This window comes from Vibrio sp. D173a (assembly GCF_030248475.1).
The window spans coordinates 1-15355 of sequence record NZ_JAHGAH010000187.1 but is presented as its reverse complement, the minus strand read 5'-3'; the positions used below and the strand labels follow the sequence as shown (position 1 = coordinate 15355).

Genomic DNA, 15355 nt, shown 5'->3' with positions numbered 1-15355 from the left:
GTTACCTAAAGAAGTGCCCGATATGGGTTGGGCGTACAAAAATCTCGCTAAATTAGGCGGTTGGAAAGATACCAAAAGGACGGGTAGAGCTTCAATAAAGGTGCTTTGGGAAGGATGGTTTAAACTACAAACCATCCTTGAGGGCTACGAACTCGCAATGTCTCTTGATCACTAGACTTGTGATCAAGAGACAGGCGTGTTGCTGGGTTTGTCAGAGTTTGTAGGGATAAGCTGCGGTTTGGGTCAGCTAAGCTTTTTGGTTGGCTGATAATGTAAAATGGCCATCGAAGTCGGAGAAAGCAGTACCTCGCCCTCTGCATGACCTGGGTTTTGGTTGCGTACATTGGTATCACACACGGTCACCCACTCTTGACCACGCTCACTTGGCAGCTTGAAACGCGCTGGCGCGTTGGTTTGGTTGATCAAGTACACCAACTCTTGCCCTTCTTTGCCAATCCCTAGGTGCAGCGCTACCGAGCTTAAACGGTTCCAATCGTCGTGTTCCATCAAGCTACCATTAATGCGACGCCAGAAGATGCGGTTGTTATTACGATTTTCACCACTAAAAGCGCGAATGAATGGCACCATATACTGATTACGGTTTGCCACCATTTGTGAAATCCATGCTTTGAAATCTTCCTTGCGCTCAGACTTCGTCCAGTTCAACCAGCTTGTTTCGTTATCCTGACAGTAAGCATTGTTGTTACCGCCTTGCGTGTGCGACAAAACATCCGCGGTCAGAATATGAGGGATACCAAATGCAAACAGCAAGCTCGCCATTAAGTTGCGCTTTTGTTTTTCACGAGTGGCGATGATCATCAGATTTTCGGTTTCGCCTTCCACGCCATAGTTTTCAGAGCGGTTGTCGCCGTGGCCGTCGCGGTTTTCCTCACCGTTCGCTTCGTTGTGCTTGTGTTTGTAAGACACGAGATCTTGCAAGGTGAAACCATCGTGATACGTGATGTAGTTGACCGTGAGTTTGTGAGGCCAGTTTGCTGCGCTGTAGATATCACGAGAGCCCATCAAACGAGTCGCAAATTCTTTTAGGTAGCCTTGGTCACCGCGCCAGAAGCTGCGGGAGATGTCGCGAAGTTTATCGTTACATTCGTTCCAACCAAATGGGAAGTTACCCACTTGGTAACCGTTAGGACCGATGTCCCAAGGCTCTGCAATCAGCTTGGTTTCGCGAAGAATGGGGTCTTGTGCAACCGCTTTAAAGAAGGCCGCTTCAGGGTTGTAATTGTCGCCTTGGCGACCTAGCGTTGCTGCCAAGTCAAAACGGAAACCATCAACTTTAAATTCGCTCACCCAGTATCGCAGTGTATCCATAACGAGATTCATTGCTGGCTGGTAAGTTAAGTCGACTGTGTTGCCACAACCAGTAAAGTTCGCGAAGTGCTGACCATGTTTGATATAGAATCGTGAATCGAGTGCTTTTAAGTTGAAGATAGTAGACCCTTCACCGCCTTCCGCCGTGTGGTTATACACCACATCAAGAATCACTTCGATGCCGTGTTTATGCAGCTCGCGGATGGTGGTTTTGAGTTCGGTCACCGCGTCTTTTTCTGCATAGCGAGGATCTGGCACCATGAACAAGTATGGGTTGTAACCCCAATAGTTCACTTTATCCATCTTGAGCAAGTGAGTCTCATGCATACACGCTGCCACGGGTAGCAATTGCAGCGTATTGATGTTTTGCTGTTTGAAGAACGCCAGCATTTCTGGCGAAGACAACCCTAAATAACGGCCTTTGGTATCACTGGCGACCTCTGGGTGCTGTTGAGTTAACCCTTTCACATGGGTTTCGAATAGCACCATCTCTTCACGCGGTATGCGCGGATGATCGGTGTCTTGCCAATCGAAGTTGTCTTCAAGCACAACACATTTGGGCATATCAAAGCTTTTTGCAGGGGAGAAGGGAGGTTGGTAGTGAAGGGCTTTATCAATCGACTTTGCGTAAGGATCGGAGATCAGCAAAGGTTGGTCTTGATGCGTCACTACATAGCCATACTTTTGCCCCGGTTTAATGTCTGGGATGAAAGTATGACGAATGCCTGCATATTCGCTTGGCAAGTCGTGCAGCTCATAGCTACCGTCTTCCGCAAATAGCGCAAGTTGAATATCTTTACTACTCGGAGCATGAATAGAGAAGTTACAACCTTCTTTACTCACAGTTGCGCCGAGTGGGTATGGGCGAGAGTGAAGTTGTGTCATCAGCGAATCTTTTTTTAATTTTATTGCTACCTTTAAGAAACTATAAGTAAAAAACTTTGTCTTACTAAGGTCAACCACCTTACATCGAAAATTATCACTGTAATTAAATTACTTTCTACGACTCATTTTTTACGAAAATATGAAATGGCTATCACTTTGTAGCGACCATAAACTGAAGAAACTTACTAATTCCTCCCTAGATTGGTGATCTGACTCGTAAAAACACCATTCGGTAAATTTTCTCATCCCTTCTCATCCCCCCTAAATTAGTTTGGGGTGGAGGACGTCATCCTTGTACGCCTTGGGTAATCTTAAGACTGTTGAAACAAACGGGGACTTGTTCCCATCTTACCTCTCTTTCTTTAGGTGCATTTTTACTGCCTATATTCGCCTAAAGAGTGGGAAGGGAAGACAGAATTATAAATACCCTTAATGGAGTTAAGAATGAAAAAAGTAAGTGTAATTGCAGCGGCTGTTGCTGCAACTTTAGCTGCTGGTTCTGCTTTCGCAGTTGATTTCCACGGTTACATGCGTGCTGGTGTTGGTGTGAGCGCTGATGGTGGTCAACAAGTAACATTTGAGAAGCAAAAAATTGGTCGTCTAGGTAACGAAGGCGACATCTACGGGGAAATCCAATTAGGTCAAGAAGTTTACAACAACAACGGTAAAACGTTCTACGTAGACTCGATGATCGCAGTAACTTCCAACGGCTCTAACGATTGGGAAGGTACAGCATCTAACTGTGGGACAACCGTAAGTCACCCTGATGGTCAAGATCCTAGTGCAACAACAAAGTGTGTTGACGATGCAGAATTTGCTCTACGTCAGTTCAACGTTCAAGCTAAAGGCGTTCTAGACTTCGCTCCAGAAGCAACGCTATGGGCTGGTAAGCGTTACTACCAACGTCACGACATCCATATTTCTGACTTCTACTACTGGAACATCTCTGGTGCGGGCGCTGGTGTTGAAGGTATCGAAGCTGGTCCAGGTCAATTATCTTTTGCATGGGTTCGTAATGACCGCAACGATAACTTCAAGCTAGGTGAAAACAATCCTGGCGATACGCCTGATGCAGGCAACGATGGCGGTGCAGCGAACGTTAATACTCTAGACTTACGTTACGCGGGTCTTCCTGTATGGGAAAACGGCTCTCTAGAACTTGGCCTAAACTATGCCCTAGTTAACGAAACTGATGACGCGTCTGATGCAGCAAAAGACGCTAAAGATGGCGTAATGTTCACAGCTGAATTGACTCAAGGTCTAGATTCAGGCTTCAACAAAACAGTATTCCAGTACGGTACAGAAGGCTACTCTAAAACAATGGCGTTCTACGGCGACGGTAGCTGGTACGGTGCAGAAGCTAACGACGGAGCATCTGGTTACCGCCTAATCAACTGGGGTGTAATCGGCATGGGCGAAAACTGGGAAATGGGTCACCAGTTAGTATATGGCGTTGGCGAAGACATGTGGGATGGCCAAGACAAGTTGGAAACCATGTCTGTAGTTGTTCGTCCAATGTACAAATGGGATGACAACCACAAAACTATCTTCGAAGCTGGTTACGCTATCGATGATAACGACGGTGCAGAGAACAAGTTCGGTAAACTAACTGTTGCTCAAGCATGGTCTGCTGGCTCTAGCTTCTGGGCTCGTCCTGAAATCCGCGTTTACGCGTCTTACCTAACTGCAGATAAAGACGACAACTCAAACGCATTCGACGGCGGTCGTTCAGACGATACATTCCAATTCGGTGTACAAGCTGAAGCTTGGTGGTAATCATCTAGCCACTAAGTCCTAGATTGTCCTAGAATGATACAGCCAGAAAGTTATCTGGCTGTATTTATTTCAAAAAACAATAATGAAGTCGAGGTAGACGGTAATGAAAAAATGGCTTGCTCCCGTGCTGTTGGGAATGTTGGCTACAGGATGTACTTCTGTAGAACAAGTCGATATGAGCCCGAAAGGTCAACTACAAGTGATCACGCAGTCGGGTGATATTCAATGGGTACCAGTTGATGTACCTGTGGTTACTGAGTTTGCTTTGACTAATGAGAGCCAGATGCTGCTAGATGGTAATAGCGCAGGTGCAATTGCAGCGTTCGCATTACCAGGTAATCGTGGCAGTCTCGACATCAAACTAGAGACATTCGTAAACAAAAATCTAGAGTTTTACGCACCTAATGTCGTTGTTATGAACACGGCTGGTGAAACTATCTATCAAGCAGATTTCTCAAAGTTTAGGTACGAGCCAGCAAAACTGTTGGATAACGACAAATTCGTACTTGAAATGAACGTGATTCCAGACATGACAGGTAATGACTTGCATGTACTGGTTTACACAACTTCCGCTGATCTAAAAGGAAGTTCTGAAGTTCTTCACCCTGCAAAAGCCTTCGCACTGGCAAATCATACTCAGCCACCAGATATTGCAGACCCTCAAGCGAAACACAGCTCATTTGGCCAGTTCCGCTTTTCAGTATCCGCGAACGATATCGTGAATACTAAGATTGTTGCGAAAAACGACAATATTCCTCAAGGTACAGATTTAACCAGCTACTACCACAGTTCTATCAAGGCAGCGGTTGCCGCGGACGATATTCCTAAAGCGCTTACACTGCTAGATGAAGCAAAAGCGTTAGGAATTAAAGGTGCGCAAGAAGTATTTGTTAAAGCGGTAAATACCAAATAAACGAATAAAAAAGGTCAGCAAATTTCTGGCCTTTTTTAATTGCCTTTAGAACGATAAAACTCACCCCTACATATAGTTAGCTTATTCACAAGTTTATTTGTTTTACTTTGTTTTTAATATTTAACAGATCAATAATTAAAGTGTGTTCCTAACCTTACTCGTCATCGATTAGGAAATAATTAAACCTCTCAAAGTAATCTGGCTCAGCAAGATAGAGAATAATATTCTTTATCGCTAGTTTGGTATTTTGTTCTTTTTAAATATTAACTTTATCCAGATTGGTGAGTTTGTATTTACTTTGGAATATTAAAAAGGAATTAACGTGAAAATGAACATGCTGAAAACTTCACTTGCTGCTGCCTTACTTGTTGCTCTTGCTGGTTGTCAATCGACAGCAGAACCAGAAGGTGCTGCTGAACCTATTGTTAATCTGTCTCAAGACGAAGTCGTTGCTTTCATGGCGGCTTGTGACAACCCAGATAGCACGGCGAAAGGCCCAATTTCTAAACCTCTGTTTGTTGTCGGTACGTTTGCTGATTCAGATTGGAAACATGTACCTCAACGTAAATACACTTACAAAGGCAATAACTTCTACCAAGTTGTGGCGCAAGAAAAAGCAGGCTCTTACAAAATGCAGTACGCGACTGAGTTGTGGTTCCCACAATTTACCGCGAAAGGTAATCGAATGAATGTTGGTGAATTAACACCATTAACATTTGGTGGCTACGGCACAGATACTGCGGTTGATATTAAAGAAGATGGAAAATACGTTTGGAGCCTTCAATTTGAAGGAAAAAGTAAGCCACTTCACGTAATGGTAAATAAGTGCCAATAATATTCCATTCAGTTGTTTAAAATTTATTTTTTATTTATTAATCCTTGTATGGGAAACATGTTGGGTTAATTTTATTTGGGAGATTTTAATGCGCAACGTAAGATATAAACAACTATTTGGCCAATCACTTTTAGCCTTGAGTGTGGTTGGTGCTTTATCCGCGTGTAATTCCTCTGGCGGAAGCGATAATGGCAGCATGCCACTTCCTGATACAAGTTATGCTTGCCAAGCGAATGTAATGGAGCAAAGCAATCAGCTTCGCACTTATCAAATCATGGTTGAGAGCTTTGTTGATGGCGATTCGAATATCGGCCATGGCACAGGTTACGGCACCAGCCATCATAACGGTGATCTTCAAGGGATTATTGATTCGCTTGATTACATCCAAGACTTGGGCATGAATGCGATTTGGTTGACGCCAGTTTTTGAATCGGAAGCCATTGATGGGCAAGATCATTGGGCCGATCGTTTGGATGCGACGGGCTACTTTGCCACGGATTATTTTAAGATTGATCCTCGCTTTGGCGATTTGGAAACGGCGAGAACCTTAGTTGATGAAGCGCACAAACGCGGCTTGTATGTTTTCTTTGATGGCGTGTTTGGTCATCACAAAGAAGGGTTGATTAAGCCGTTTCCATCGGGTTTATTACCTTCTGGTTCGAGCAACCCTGTTGACTATCCAGCAAGCTTGGATTTCTATAAAGAAGTCGCGACTTACTGGGTCAAAGAGCTAAAAATTGATGGTTGGCGTTTAGACCAAGCTTACCAAGTCCCAACCGACGCATGGATACAAATCCGCAAAGCGGTGGATGAAGCCTCACAGAGTGTGACTTACACCAACGCGGAAGGTGATCAAGTGAATCCTCTGGGTTACATGGTGGCTGAGATCTGGAAAGGCGAGTCAGAAATCGCGAGTGACGCATACGGTGCGGCTGACGACCCTGCGCTGTGCTCGGCATTTGATTTCCCAATGCGCTATCGCGTGGTGGAAACACTGGCTGTCAATGAGAGTGGTGTCGGCGGTCGTGGTGTGGATTGGTTAGACAATGGCTACCAAACACACAACCAATATCCGTCTCATGCTCAGCCAAACTTGATGATTGGCAATCACGATTTAGTTCGCTTTGGTGACTTGTTGCAACGAGGCGGATTAGCGGATGTGAACGATGCTGAATACTGGCAACGCCACAAAGCCGCGTTTGCATTCCAAGCGGCTTACACCGGCCCAATCACTCTCTATTATGGAGATGAAATCGGTGACCAAGTTGATGGTTTTGCAGCAAAAGAAGACAACAATACGTGTGCGGTTCGTGGCGTTTGTGATGACCATGTTGCCCGCAGCAGTGCCAAGATCGAAGGCGTAACTGCAACCCTAGATGCCAACCAAGTTGATCTGAAAAACTACGTTAAGTCATTGATGAATATGCGTGCTGAACATCCTGCTTTGTATCAAGGCAGCCGCACTAACTTGGTAGCAAGTAATGGCAGCTATGTTGACTTGAAAATATCTGGCGATGACCAAGTCTTATTTGCTTTGAATGCTTTTGAGAGTGCCCACAATATTGTGCTGACAGAAGCACAAATCGGGAGTAATCAAGCGCTGGTGGATTTAATCACTAACCAACAAATCACGCCAAGTAACGGGCAATACCAGATCCCAATGTCATCATTACAAGGGCGCTTCTTCAAAGTGACGCCAAACACTCAATAAGTCATTCTCAATCAAGATAATCCATACCAAGCCAAGTGTTGTTCTCTACCCCCATAGAAACGCACTTGGCTTTTTTTGTCGCTTTGTCTAAGATGCCGCTCATTTTAGTCATCGGTGGCGATATTCCACTTTGAGCTCCCCCGTTCTTTTTTACATCTCTTTGTTTTTATCGCACAACCATCCATGCAGAAGTGAAAGAAACGGTACGCAGTTTGTGAGATGTGCTGCACGATAATGAGAATATTCATATTCATGCAACGTCAAACTGTGATTTAAGGCTTACTCATGTGTAATTGTTATGTTTATCTTCTAGGGGATTTATATAACTAATGGAAAATTATAATGAAATCCATAACGAAAACCCTCTACTTCTTACCTCTCATTTGCTCTCCAATCGCCTATGCTGAGGTATTGAATGGAGACTTTGAACAATGGAATGGGAATGCGCCAGCGCAGTGGTCTGTGATTGATTCTGGCATTGCCGTTTCACCAACCAGCAATCCGCATAACTCCGGTGGCCTTGCGGCTCAAGTAATTGTAAATACAGGTACCCAAAGCAACACCGACTTTGTGCAAACCATTAATGTGGAGCAGGGGAAAACCTACCCATTTTCAGTCTCGGTTTACCATACTGAAGGTAATGTTAAAGCGCGTTTGGTGGTCGATGGATACCACGGTTACTCTAACCCTCAGCAAACCAATCAGTGGCAACAAATTACCCATAGCTACACTGCATCATCTAACAAAACGATCAATGTCGGTTTACGCTTTTATGATGAATCTGGCTTTGATGGTTCCGAAGTTGTTTATGTCGATAACTTTCAGCCAAACCAAAATGGTGGCACTCAGCCGCCAGTAGAAAGCTGTAATGACAACGAAGTTTTACTGACATTGAACACCGACAGTTATGGCTCAGAAACCAGCTGGGAACTGAAAGATAGCCAATCGCAAGTTCTGTTTACAGGCCAAGGTTTTGAATCTTCGAAAACCTACGAAAAAACCATGTGCTTAACGAACGGTGACTACCAATTTACGATCAGTGATAGCTATGGTGATGGCATTTGTTGTAGTAACGGTAATGGTTCATACACCTTAATGTTCGGTCAAACCACGTTGGCGTCTGGCGGCGAATTCACAAAATCGCAAACCACGAACTTCACCCTCGGTGATTCAACGACACCACCGCCAGTAGTTGGCGAGTACTATAAAGCCGCAGAAGGCAAAACAGGTTTTGAGTTGAAAACAGCGCTGTTTAACATCATCAAGGATCACACAGGACGCGGTTACTCTGCGATTTGGACCTTAGTGAAAGAAGCGGACATAGACAACTACTACGAGAAAGACGGCTCTATTCTCGATATGTATTCTGAAAAACCATCTGGCAGCGATACAGTAAGTTTTACCAAAGTCACAGACCAATGTGGTCAATACAGAACTGAAGGCGATTGCTACAACCGTGAACACTCATTCCCTAAGAGCTGGTTTGGTGGCAAGGTTGAACCGATGAACTCTGATGGTCACCACTTGTTTGCAACCGATGGCTATGTGAATGCGAAGCGCAGCAACTGGCCATTTGGTGAAGTGGGTAACAGCACCTACGTATCAAGCAATGGCTCAAAAGTTGGTTCAGCAAGCTCTACTTTGGGCTATTCAGGAACGGTATTTGAGCCTATTGATGAGTTCAAAGGTGATTTTGCTCGTGCGTATTTCTACATGGCGACGCGCTATGAAAACGTCATTGGCAACTGGGAAAGCAACTCTAGCAACTCTGACGCGGTATTGAACGGCACGAAAACGACTGTCTTTGAACCATGGATGCTGAACATGTTGAAACGTTGGCACAAAAACGATCCTGTTAGCGCGAAAGAGATCAGCCGTAACCAAGCGGTGTTTGAATTCCAAGGTAACCGCAACCCGTTTGTGGATCACCCTGAGTTTGTAGAGATCATTTGGGGAAACTAACCCCATCGTTAAAGCAAATCGTTAGAAACAACAAAGCCGCCATCGTCATTGATTGGGCGGCTTTTTTAATACCTTTTTTCAGGCACAAAAAAGGGGAGGTTTTACCCTCCCCAAACTAGCACGTAATTGTGCCTACTGTTTTTAGTTCTGAGTCACCGTCACGATTGGCGCGGCTTTATCCGCTGCGTTGAAGTGGAAGTTGTAGTTTCCATCTTCTGCTAGCGTGATTCTGATGTTGCCACTTGAGCCACCCGCTTCCATAGTCAGTGGTGTGCCGAATTCAATCGCGCCTTGACCACCAAAGTTGGTTGCATCTGCCCAGTCAGAGCTCGCTACTTTCATATCGAATGTGCCCGCTTTTAGATCGATGTCTAAAGAGTAAACATCATTCGCAACGTAACTGAATTTTGCTGTCTCTAGTGCCGCCCAGCTTGCATCGGTTACATCACCACGTAGGTACAGTGCTGTTTCGCCGAACGTTGGTGCATCCGCTGATTTAGTCACTGATACAACTGGCTTTTCTACACTTTCATCTTGAGCGTGTAGTGCGTTCAGAGTGAAGTTGTACTTACCTGTTTCAGCAACTGACAACTTACAGCTACCTTCTGAGCCTAAATCTAGTGAACCAGACGCTTGCTCTGCCGCATCACAACCAATGTTTGGATTTGCCCAGCCAGAGTCCGCAAATTTGAACTCGTGTTCACCAGCTTCAAGAACGCCAGTTACAGAGTACATGCCGTTGCCGATGAAGTTCATTGCCCAGTCACTGTTGTCCGACCAATCGTTCATTGTACCCTTAACGTAAACGACTGTTTCACCGTAAGGAGGAATGCTCGATACGTCTTTGTTATCAGTGTTTACTGGTAGACCTGCACCTTGAGCGCCGTTTTGTGGTTGAACAAATACCGCTGTTGTTAGTGCTGGAACCGTAAAGGTTTCGCCTGAGAAGCTTGCGCCTTTCACACGGCTATCTGCAGAGTCTTTTTGAACTTCATGCAGTTCGAAGCCAGTTGCCCCTTCAACTTTGAACGATTTCGTTTCTGATGTTGAGTTCACTACTGCCACGATTGCATCGTAGTTGGTATCAAGATCTTTACCTGCTGATACACCGTCATCAATAGACATGACGATCAAGCCTTCCACTTGGTCTTTGCCTACGTTGCGGAAGTCAACGCGGTTCATGACTTCTTGAGCAGTATCTAAACGGAACAGTTCGCTTGAGCTACGGATAGTCAGCAGTTCTAGGAATTGTTGCTTAGTTAGCTCGATATCGTCAGTGTTTGGCATCGCAGTGCTGTCAGCAACGATAGTTTTGATCAGCTCCCAGTTTGCGCCGTCTTTGTCTTCACGAGGTAGACCGACGTTCCAGTTGTTGTCTCTACCTTCGAAGTAAACGCGGTTGAACCAGTCACCTGAATCGTAAGAGTCACGCTGCATTGATTTCGAACGCAGTAGTTCAGAACCCATGTGAATGAACGGGATACCCTGACCAAGCATTACCGTCGATAGAGACACGGTTTGCATACGTGCGCGGTCAGCAGATGAAGTGCCAGTCGCGATCTTGTACGCGTTGTTGTCCCATAGCGTTTGGTTATCATGCTTAGATACGTAAGAGATGTTCTCAGAAGGGATCTTAGTGTAACCCGCTGGCGCACCGTTATAGTCTACGTTCTTACCAAGTTTAGTCTCACCTTCGAAGTCTAGAAGAACGAATTCTGCTAGGTTACCTGCCATACCTAGACGTACTAAGTCTTGGTTGTGTAGACGACCGTTTACCGCTTCTGCGTCTGTCTTCGTTTCTTCGTTCGGGTAACCTGCGTTACCAAAACCTTGGTTAAAGCGAAGTGGGTGCTTACCTTCAGAGTCCACACCGCCATCGAATGGGCTACCACCACGAACCGCGTCACGTAGACGGTCAGAGAAGGTACCGATGCCAGTGCCAGCCATGTTGATTTGTGTTGCTTGGTCGAAGCGAGCGTTGTTTGCTACTTCACCGAAGTCCCAACCTTCACCGTAGAATAGCGTGTTTTTATCGACTTGTTTAACGCGCTCCAGAGCGTATTCCATCAAGTCTTTTGGTTGGTGTGCCATCAAGTCAAAACGGAAGCCGTCAACTTTGTAGTCATCCGCCCACACAAGCAATGAGTCAACCATCAGTTTACCCATCATCAAGTTCTCAGTTGCTGTGTTGTCACAACAAGTTGAGTTCTCAACGCCACCCGTGTTCACATTTAGACGGTGGTAGTATCCAGGGACGATCTTATCTAGGACAGATTTTTCGTTTACGCCCGATGCATTAGTGTGGTTGTACACTACGTCCATAACCAGCTTGAGATCCATTTTGTGTGTCGCTTGAACCATTTCACGGAATTCAAGGATACGTTTAGAACCGTTTGGATCGGTCGCGTAGCTGCCTTCTGGAACAGTGTAGTGGAATGGGTCGTAACCCCAGTTGAAGCTGTCTAGCATGCGTAGATCGTTCATCAGTGCTTGTGCTGCACCCGTTGCTGGATCGTAGCTGTTTAGTACATCTTCAATGATTTTAGCGTCATCTTCTGTTTCACAGATTGAAGCCGCTGGTTTGATGTCACATAGCTTGCCTACGGTATCTGTGATATCAACTCGGTTTGCTGCGTTTTCGTCAACCGTTGCAATATCGAACGCTGGCAGAATGTGAAGTGTCGTTAGACCTGCGTCTTTCAGTGCTTGAAGGTGAGTAACCGACTCACGCTCAGGCTCTGTCAGTGCTAGGTACTTACCGTTTAGAGATTGCATGCCTTTAGTATCGCTAAAGCTGAAGTCACGAAGGTGTGATTCGTAAAGAACGTGGTCTTCATCTTTTGCAACCGTTGGGCGGTCGTAGTTATCCCACTCTGCTGGCTTCAACGCAGCGCTGTCTAGATCGACAACTTGTGAGTACATTGAGTTTTGCGACAAGCTTAGCGAGTAAGGGTCAGTTACAAGGCGAGTTTCAACAACACCAGTCGTCGGGTGGTAAACCTTCACTTGGTAACGGTAGAACTTGTTCAGTACGTTGCCTTGTGCTTCTGATTCCCAGATACCTGTTTCTGGGTTCTCAGTCATTGCAACTGTCGCTTCTTCTGCAAAGTTCGCATCGTAGATGATTAGGTCAACGTCTTGCGCGGTTGGTGCCCAAAGTTTGAATGTAGCCGCGCTACCTTCAACAATTGCGCCCAACTCTTCACTGATTGCATTACCTGCATCTTCATCTGCAAATACGGCATCAAGCACGCCTGGTTTTTGTACTTCAGTAGCTGAAGTCACATCGCCATCGGCATTGTAAGCGACCATCACGATTTGAGATTTCAAAATCGTACGAAGTGTTTCTGCATCCACGTCGATGCCCGCAGCTTGCAGGCTAGCAAGGTGACGGAAGCGCTCTTTTAGTTCATCAGACAAGTCGCCAGCTTTTGTCAGCTCAACCGCTGTACCGCCAGTGATTTGCTTGTCTTCATCCATCTTGATGTCATTGGTCAAGCTGTAGTAAAGCTTCATTGAGTCAGCGCTACCTGCCGCTTCCCAAGCGATGGTTTCAGCGTCTAACCAATGGGCTTTTTGGCCATCGATGTCTACTGGACGTTCTTCGATTGGCTCGTAGTAAAGCTCACTGCTGCCATGGAAGCCGAATAGACCTTGTGATTCACCTAGCTTGGTCAGTTCCACTTTAGAGTTTGCGCTGCCGAAGGCTTTTTCGTCGCCTTTGTGTAGGATGAAGTTCATACAGTTATGTGGGTCAGACGCATCTGGATCGACTTTAAGCACGTAGTACGCACCGTAAGTGTCGCTGATGCCATCGAATGGAAGTGGTGATGCCCAGTCTGTACCGCCATCAGCAATCCCCATTGCTTCTAGGTCAGTACTGGTACAGCCTTCACCATTCCAAAGGTGCAGACCCCAACCATCGTAGTCGCTTGCTGTTGAAGCTGATGCTAAGTCACGTTTGTAATAGATGACAACTTCGTTCTCTCCCGCAGGGTGTAGGCCAGAGCCCGGGTTCGTTGTGTCATCGCTAGAGCTATCACTGCCACAACCGCTGATAACCGCTACGGAAATCAAAGGCAGAACGGTTTTGGCGATCGCTGATAATTTAAATGTTTTATTGTCCACGTTTACAAATCCATTGTTATTGAATTGATAATAGGTTGGCAAAATGCCGAAAAGGAAAGGTTCAACTAGATGCTAATACACTGAACTATCAGCAAAATGTGAGAGCAGGCCGTTAAGTTTTTTACAAGTGAAAATTTTCTATCACAGTAGATTTTGTTCACAAATTAAATAATAAATCTGTCGCATAGTGAGATATCGAGCACAGCCTAATGATGTAAATTTTTATAGGAGGAGAAAGGGGGGATGATAGGGGATGAGAATATCTAAGCCCCAAAACTGTGACTCATTTCTATAAAATTTGGGGTGTTATTTTTTATCTAAAAATAAGTAGCGGTGATATTAACGAAAAAGCCACCATTCGGGACCAGTAAACTTCAGATTTTACTCGATTGGTCGTTATATAATAGAGCGTTGCGTGCTGTGGTTAATGCAGTCGCACAATCACTAAGAATTTTGAAGGTTTCCCAAAGCGGGAAGCCACGATGGGCTCTGACCTAAAGAGGCGGTTTATGAGTAGTATGGGCATTGCTATTGCAGCAACTGGCCTTTCACTCATCCTGATATTTGTTTGGATGATCTCGCTGTCGATGCGTAAACAACGCCTCGAAGCTGAGAGGAAAGCGCGCGAGGCGGCGTATCGCAAGGCGATGCAAAAAGCGCGAGAGCAAGAACGTAAAGAACGTGCGTTTAAGGCGGAAACGGGTCATGTGCCGACCATTCTTTATTTAGCAAAAGAAGCGGAACGAGAAAACATCAAGCAAGCTCTGTATTGGTACGACAAAGCCGCCAAACTGGATAACGTTACCGGCATGTACGGTGTCGTTCGTTTGGCAGAGCGCATGCGTGAAGACGTGATCTTAAGAGAGCAAGCTAACTTTTGGCGCACGGCGATTGCGGGCTTAGAAGGGGATGTTGAGGCTAAGTTTGCCACTGGTAAAGCGCTCGTATTTGGGCGTGGTACAGAGAAAAACATTCCCAAAGGTCACCAATTAATCGAAGAAGCTGCTGATGAAGGCTGTATTCCAGCCATGCTGTATATGGGTGAGTGGCAGTTGTCACCAGAAAATACATCAGGTCAGCGAGCAGACGCCTTATTTTGGTTTATGAAAGCCGCAGAACAAGACAGTGCGGATGGCAAAATCCAAGTTGGCCTTTGTTACCTCAATGGCATTGGTACTGAAAAGAGCATGGTAAAAGGCTGCTACTGGTTAGAACGAGCAGCAGAGTGTGGTAGTGCGGAGGCCATGTATCATGCAGGTGAAGCTTGGAAAGACACAGGCAAAACAGGTAACGCGATTGCTTACGTTTGGTTGTTCTTGTCTGCGAACATGGGTTATGAGCCTGCGAGAGTTGTACGTGATGAGGTTGCCAGCAACATCGGTGTGGATGTGGTGGTTGGCTTACAATCAATTGCTAAGCCGCTACAAAGAAAGTTAGCGTCTGGTGTTGTGAAGAAGCATTCCATCATTCGTGCATTGAACAAGGTCTATAAGCGTGAGCCGTACTTCCCTGGTGAAGAGGAGCTAAACGAGCTGCTCAGTGAGGAACAGCATGATGAAGCAAGCCTCCTCGGTGACACACCAGAGTTGAACTTTGAAACCGAGATGCCTGTTCAACAAGAGTTTGCACCTCCACCAAAACAACCTTCCAAAGAAGTGCTCGATTTTACGCAAAACTTTTTACAGCCACAGAATCTCAACAAGCCTCATTCGTGATAACTCCGATCGCCATCGGCATTCGCAGTCTCTGCCAGAGTAACTGGCTCACCTTGAGAAGTTAAACCTGCGACAGGGTCAGAAGCTGAATTGAGTTGGTA

8 protein-coding genes and 1 pseudogene are annotated in these 15355 nt (G+C 45.6%); 7 read left to right on the top strand and 2 right to left on the bottom strand.

Annotated features, from left to right (window positions below):
- Nucleotides 1-175, top strand: a pseudogene (locus tag KIV40_RS18305) (IS4 family transposase); the annotation flags it as partial.
- A gap of 68 nt (nucleotides 176-243) precedes the next feature.
- On the opposite strand, the gene glgX reads toward KIV40_RS18305, so the two are convergent.
- A complete protein-coding gene (gene glgX / locus KIV40_RS18300) occupies nucleotides 244-2214 on the bottom strand; it encodes a glycogen debranching protein GlgX (RefSeq protein ID WP_285350621.1) in 1971 nt (656 codons plus the stop codon).
- Nucleotides 2215-2658: 444 nt separating this feature from the next.
- On the opposite strand from glgX, the gene KIV40_RS18295 reads away from it, so the two are divergent.
- The 5 genes from KIV40_RS18295 to KIV40_RS18275 all read left to right on the top strand — a co-directional run bounded on the left by KIV40_RS18295 (nucleotide 2659) and on the right by KIV40_RS18275 (nucleotide 9411).
- Nucleotides 2659-3990, top strand: coding sequence for a maltoporin (locus tag KIV40_RS18295; RefSeq protein ID WP_285350620.1), 1332 nt, complete (start codon nucleotides 2659-2661; stop codon nucleotides 3988-3990).
- Between the two features lie 103 nt (nucleotides 3991-4093).
- Nucleotides 4094-4903, top strand: coding sequence for a MalM family protein (locus KIV40_RS18290; RefSeq protein WP_011999132.1), 810 nt, complete (start codon nucleotides 4094-4096; stop codon nucleotides 4901-4903).
- 328 nt (nucleotides 4904-5231) lie between these two features.
- The gene (locus KIV40_RS18285; protein WP_285350622.1) at nucleotides 5232-5738 is read left to right on the top strand and encodes a glycosidase; all 507 of its coding nucleotides are present in this window, start codon (nucleotides 5232-5234) and stop codon (nucleotides 5736-5738) included.
- An 88-nt stretch (nucleotides 5739-5826) separates the two neighbouring features.
- Nucleotides 5827-7449, top strand: a complete 1623-nt coding sequence (locus tag KIV40_RS18280) for an alpha-amylase family glycosyl hydrolase (RefSeq protein ID WP_285350619.1) — start codon at nucleotides 5827-5829, stop codon at nucleotides 7447-7449.
- A 342-nt stretch (nucleotides 7450-7791) separates the two neighbouring features.
- Nucleotides 7792-9411: an endonuclease gene (locus tag KIV40_RS18275; protein ID WP_285350618.1), complete on the top strand. Its 1620-nt coding sequence runs from the start codon at nucleotides 7792-7794 to the stop codon at nucleotides 9409-9411.
- Nucleotides 9412-9552: 141 nt separating this feature from the next.
- Here the strand turns inward: KIV40_RS18275 and pulA are convergent, their stop codons facing one another.
- Nucleotides 9553-13539 carry a pullulanase-type alpha-1,6-glucosidase gene (gene pulA, locus KIV40_RS18270; protein ID WP_285350617.1) on the bottom strand — a complete coding sequence of 1329 codons (3987 nt, stop codon included), beginning with the start codon at nucleotides 13537-13539 and terminating at the stop codon, nucleotides 9553-9555.
- Nucleotides 13540-14048: 509 nt separating this feature from the next.
- Here pulA and KIV40_RS18265 point away from each other — a divergent pair.
- Complete coding sequence (locus KIV40_RS18265) at nucleotides 14049-15254, top strand: tetratricopeptide repeat protein (RefSeq protein ID WP_045371597.1); 1206 nt, start codon at nucleotides 14049-14051, stop codon at nucleotides 15252-15254.
- Nucleotides 15255-15355: the final 101 nt, after the last annotated feature.